Below are 4,440 nucleotides of genomic sequence, written 5' to 3' on the forward strand. Positions count from 1 at the left end.
TGGATGAAAAACTGAGGGGAGAGCATGACAACAAGACTATCGGGTTGTTGCTGTGCAAGGGGAAAGACGAAGTTGTAGCGCAATATGCATTGACAGGCTACGACCAGCCGATAGGCATCAGCGATTACCAGTTGAGCAAGGCTATACCTGAAAACTTAAAATCGGCTCTGCCAAGTATAGAGGAAGTGGAGGAAGAACTGACTTCCTTTCTTGATAAAGATAAGAACCCGTAAACTAAGCGTATATGGCAGGAGAAATACAGATTATGATTCCCCAATATGGCGAACTCAACCGGATATACAGCGACTTTATAGTCAGCCATACTTTCTCTTTTGACAGGCAGAAATTCATCACGGACTTCTACAAGCAATACAATGACACAAAAGCTTTTGAAGCCGCCATCCTTGAACTGGTGCTTGACAAACCGAAAGAACAATATATTCTGGTTCTCAACAGCCTGAGAACCGAGATAGAGAAAAACATACTCATTTATGAAAAACATCCATTGTTTGATGATGAGATAATTTCCCGTGTGTGCTACAACTTCGCAGGCAGACATGATATTGATATAAAGGCGCAACTGGAAGTTATACAAAAATTAAGCAAGCCTTTGAATGAAGCATACAACAGGTATGATTCCATTGGCTACAGGGTACATACGGCAGCAGAAGAAAAGCAAGCCGAAAAGGAGTATGAACGCTGCAAGGCTGAATATGAGAAGGAAAAAGAAGAACTGGACAGGCTTTATGAATTGGAAAGGCAGGCAAGAAAGGAATCTCTCCAATATATTGAGAACTGTTGCGGAGATATTTATAAACTGAGTTTCCATTTTATGGAAATATTGGCAAAATATATTCCCGTAGAAAAAGACAAGCCGGATGAACCGAGCAAGCAAGAGAAACAGCAGGATGCGCCAAAGGAGCAATCCGAATATTTCGATGCAGAATTACTTTCGCTTATTCATAAAGTCTGTGTGGGGGAACAGTTTGAAGATATTGCAACGCAGGACTTCTATGCCAACATGAACCTATCCTCCTGTAAAAAGGAATTAAAAATCAAGGCACGAGAAAAAATACGGGTGTGTTACCTGATATTCCTGATGAGTGAAAGACTGCCCAAACAAGACAGAGATAAATGGAAGAATACAATCCTGAAACAGCTGGATATTGACGAGAACTACTACAAGTCAAAGTACAAGGAACCGGTGTCGGATTTTCCAAGTGACAGTAACCAGAAATTCGCCAAAGAAATGGACGCAATATTCCGATAATCCGTGATACACCCTGATATTTTACGAAATTACCACTTTTACCACTCAAATTAATTTTTGAGTGGTAATTTTATTATCTGATATTCAGTGAAATAATAAAATATTCCATTTGCACTAACCACATCCTTACCACTCACGCCCCTACCTAATTTTGCATCGTTCGAGAACAGAGATAACAGCCAGTGCGCAGGGCTGATTGTTTAACGGCTAAATAGATTGAACGATGACAAATCTTCAAGAGTTATTATTAAAACCCGTCTGGCAGATGACAGGCGAAGAGTTCATATTCCTGAGCAAGCACGCTTCCGGTCAAACGGAAACGCAACCACGACCCGTTACGGACACAGAAAGAAAGTATGTGTACGGAATACTGGGCATAGCCAAACTGTTCGGGTGCAGCCTGCCCACCGCCAACCGCATAAAGAAAAGCGGAAAGATAGACAAAGCCATTACGCAAATAGGGCGCAAGATTATCGTGGATGCGGAACTTGCCCTTGAACTGGCAGGAAAGAAAACCGGAGGACGGAAATAACGGGAGGAATGGCTATGGACTACATGAAAGAGTTTAAGGACATATCGGCAGAAGAAGCCGTAATCCTTTGGCAAGCCTCACGTTTGAGCCTGTCGAAAAGTTATGAGAAAGCACCCGAAATCCTCAAAGTGCATGGTTCTGTCATTGGGACATTGGGCAATTTCAGCGCATCCATCGGCAAAGCCAAAAGTAAAAAGACATTCAATGTTTCGGCTATTGTAGCCGCCGCATTGAAGAATGGCACAGTGTTGCGGTATGTAGCGGAACTCTCCGACGGGAAGCGGAAAGTGCTTTATGTTGATACGGAGCAAAGTCCTTATCATTGCCTGAAAGTCATGAAACGCATTTTACGGATGGCTGACTTGCCTGATGACAGGGATAATGAGAACCTTGAGTTTCTCGCCTTGAGAAAATACACACCTGAACAGCGTATCAGGATTGTCGAACAGGCTATCTATAATACGCCCGACATTGGTCTTGTAATCATAGACGGCATCCGTGACATGGTATATGACATCAACAGCCCCGGCGAATCCACACGCATCATATCCAAACTGATGCAGTGGACGGACGACAGGCAGATACATATCCATACGATACTGCACCAGAACAAAGGGGATGAGAATGCGAGAGGGCATATCGGCACGGAGTTGAACAATAAGGCGGAAACCGTATTGCTGGTGGAAAAAGACAAAAGCAACGGAGATATAAGCAATGTTTCAGCCATGCACATCCGGGCAATGGATTTCGAGCCTTTTGCCTTTCGTATCAATGACAGTGCCTTGCCTGAACTCATAGAGGGTTACAAACCCGAAGCGAAGAAACCGGGAAGACCGGAAGAGGAAAAGTTCGACCCTTACAGGCATATTACCGAGCAGCAGCACCGTATCGCATTGGAAGCCGTTTTCGGGCTGAAAGAGGAATACGGTTACAAGGAACTGGAAGATGCTTTAATCAAAAGCTATACGTCAATAGGTGTAAAGCTGAACCATCAAAAGGCGGTACCGCTCATCACCATGCTTCGCAACAAGCGGATGATAGTACAGGAGAACGGCAGAAAATACACATTCATGCCCGACTTCCACTATTAGCTTGTTAACTGCAATCGCTTCACTTTATTCTGTGGGTCTATATATTAAGGATAAAGCAAAGTGATGCAAGGAATGGATAAACCGCTTCACTTTATTGCCGTACTCTATATATACGACAATTTAGTGAAGTGGGTATACAGACCGTACTTCTTAAAATGGTACGGGCAAAAAGAAAAATAAATCAATTCACCAACTACTAAAACAATCATTTTATGGATATACAGACAGCCAAGCAAATCAAGATAGCAGATTATCTGCACAGTTTGGGATATTCTCCCGTCAAACAACAGGGTATCAACCTATGGTATAAATCACCGCTAAGGGAAGAAACGGAAGCCTCGTTCAAGGTAAATACCGAACGCAACCAATGGTATGATTTTGCACTCGGCAAAGGCGGCGGCATCATCGAACTGGCTTCACACTTATATGCTACCGACCATATACCTTATATATTGGAACGCATAGCGGAACAGACACCACATGTCCGTCCTGTTTCTTTTTCTTTTGGCAAGCAATCATTTTCCGAACCGAGTTTTCAGCAACTGGAGATTGTACCGCTTTCTTCTCCTGCCCTGCTCTCCTATTTGCAGGAAAGGGGAATAAACACAGAACTGGCGAAAAGAGAATGCAGTGAAGCGCACTTCACCAACAACGGCAAGCGGTATTTCGCCATTGCCTTTCCCAACGTATCGGGTGGATATGAAATTCGCAACCGCTATTTCAAGGGCTGTATTGCCCCTAAGGAAATTTCCCACATCAAACAGCCAGAGAAAACAAGGGAAACGTGTTATGTGTTCGAGGGATTCATGGACTACCTCTCCTTTCTGACATTGAGACAGGAGAGCTGCCCGAATTATCCGGAGTTGGACGGACAGGACTACATTGTATTGAACTCCGTATCGAATGTAAGCAAGGCTCTCTATCCTTTGGGTAGCTACAAGCGCATCCATTGTTTCTTTGACAATGACCGTGCAGGGATGGAAGCACTCCGGCAAATCCGTATGGAATACGGCAGGGATTTATACATCCGTGACGCTTCGCAGACCTACAGCGGATGCAAGGACTTGAACGAATACCTACAGAAACAGGCTGAAAGAAACAGGCAAATCCAGTCCGTAAGAAAGACGCACACCCAGCCACCGAAAAAGAAGAACGGCTTTCGGTTATAGCCCACTATAACTACACGCTCCGCTTTCGTAGTTGTGGGCTCTCCCGAGGGGATTAGGGCTTTGCCCTAATGACCCACTCAGGGCGTTCACCCCTGAGAACCCCGAGCAAAGAGTGACCCTCTCTTTGCAATCACCGCTTATGGGTTGCACCCCTAAGAACCCCACTGCGGAAGCGAACAAAGCAATCTAATGTAAATAAAAAAACTATGGCAACAAAATCAAGCATACATATCAAGCCTTGCAACATCGCATCGAGCGAGGCACACAACCGAAGGACTGCCGAGTATATACGAAACATCGGGATGTCCAAAATCTATGTTGTGTGGGTCAAGCCGAAAACACGGTGCATGAATTTTGAGAAAAGTGTTAAATTTGTGG

General features: G+C 44.3%; 5 protein-coding genes and 1 pseudogene. All 6 read left to right on the forward strand.

Annotated elements, in window-relative coordinates:
- Window positions 1-233 (forward strand): PDDEXK nuclease domain-containing protein (locus C5S62_RS06920; RefSeq protein WP_133159530.1); only part of this gene is annotated, 233 nt, incomplete at its 5' end.
- Between the two features lie 11 nt (window positions 234-244).
- On the forward strand, window positions 245-1,270 hold the full coding sequence (locus C5S62_RS06925) for a hypothetical protein (protein ID WP_104404662.1): 1,026 nt from the start codon (window positions 245-247) through the stop codon (window positions 1,268-1,270).
- 223 nt (window positions 1,271-1,493) lie between these two features.
- Window positions 1,494-1,802, forward strand: a complete 309-nt coding sequence (locus C5S62_RS06930; RefSeq protein WP_008664960.1) for a DUF3853 family protein — start codon at window positions 1,494-1,496, stop codon at window positions 1,800-1,802.
- Window positions 1,803-1,816: 14 nt separating this feature from the next.
- Entirely contained in the window at window positions 1,817-2,893 is a 1,077-nt protein-coding gene (locus tag C5S62_RS06935) for an AAA family ATPase (protein WP_016269990.1), read from the forward strand.
- A 212-nt stretch (window positions 2,894-3,105) separates the two neighbouring features.
- Complete coding sequence (locus C5S62_RS06940; protein ID WP_104404663.1) at window positions 3,106-4,062, forward strand: toprim domain-containing protein; 957 nt, start codon at window positions 3,106-3,108, stop codon at window positions 4,060-4,062.
- Between the two features lie 206 nt (window positions 4,063-4,268).
- Window positions 4,269-4,440: pseudogene (locus C5S62_RS06945) on the forward strand (mobilization protein); the annotation flags it as partial.

Origin of the sequence: Prevotella sp. MGM2, assembly GCF_002933955.1 — a bacterium.
Lineage (GTDB): Bacteria > Bacteroidota > Bacteroidia > Bacteroidales > Bacteroidaceae > Alloprevotella.

Coding starts and splice junctions, on each gene's coding strand:
- C5S62_RS06925 (WP_104404662.1), top strand. CDS start 245: ATGGCAGGAGAAATACAGATTATGATTCCCCAATATGGCGAACTCAAC.
- C5S62_RS06930 (WP_008664960.1), top strand. CDS start 1,494: ATGACAAATCTTCAAGAGTTATTATTAAAACCCGTCTGGCAGATGACA.
- C5S62_RS06935 (WP_016269990.1), top strand. CDS start 1,817: ATGGACTACATGAAAGAGTTTAAGGACATATCGGCAGAAGAAGCCGTA.
- C5S62_RS06940 (WP_104404663.1), top strand. CDS start 3,106: ATGGATATACAGACAGCCAAGCAAATCAAGATAGCAGATTATCTGCAC.